A 374-nucleotide genomic window follows, 5' to 3' on the forward strand; every position below is an offset into this window, starting at 1 on the left:
GTCATTTAGAACTGGCAGACTAGAGTCTTGGAGAGGGGAGTGGAATTCCAGGTGTAGCGGTGAAATGCGTAGATATCTGGAGGAACATCAGTGGCGAAGGCGACTCCCTGGCCAAAGACTGACGCTCATGTCCGAAAGTGTGGGTAGCGAACAGGATTAGATACCCTGGTAGTCCACACCGTAAACGCTGTCTACTAGCTGTGCGTGAATTTAATTTGTGCGTAGCGAAGCTAACGCGCTAAGTAGACCGCCTGGGGAGTACGGCCGCAAGGTTAAAACTCAAATGAATTGACGGGGGCCCGCACAAGCGGTGGAGCATGTGGTTTAATTCGAAGCAACGCGAAGAACCTTACCTACACTTGACATGCAGAGAA

1 rRNA gene is annotated in these 374 nt (G+C 51.1%); it reads left to right on the top strand.

What is annotated here, in order from left to right:
- Positions 1–374 (top strand): 16S ribosomal RNA (locus ACXAGX_RS20580); the annotation flags it as partial.

The organism is Alteromonas sp. ABV4_515, from assembly GCF_056160345.1.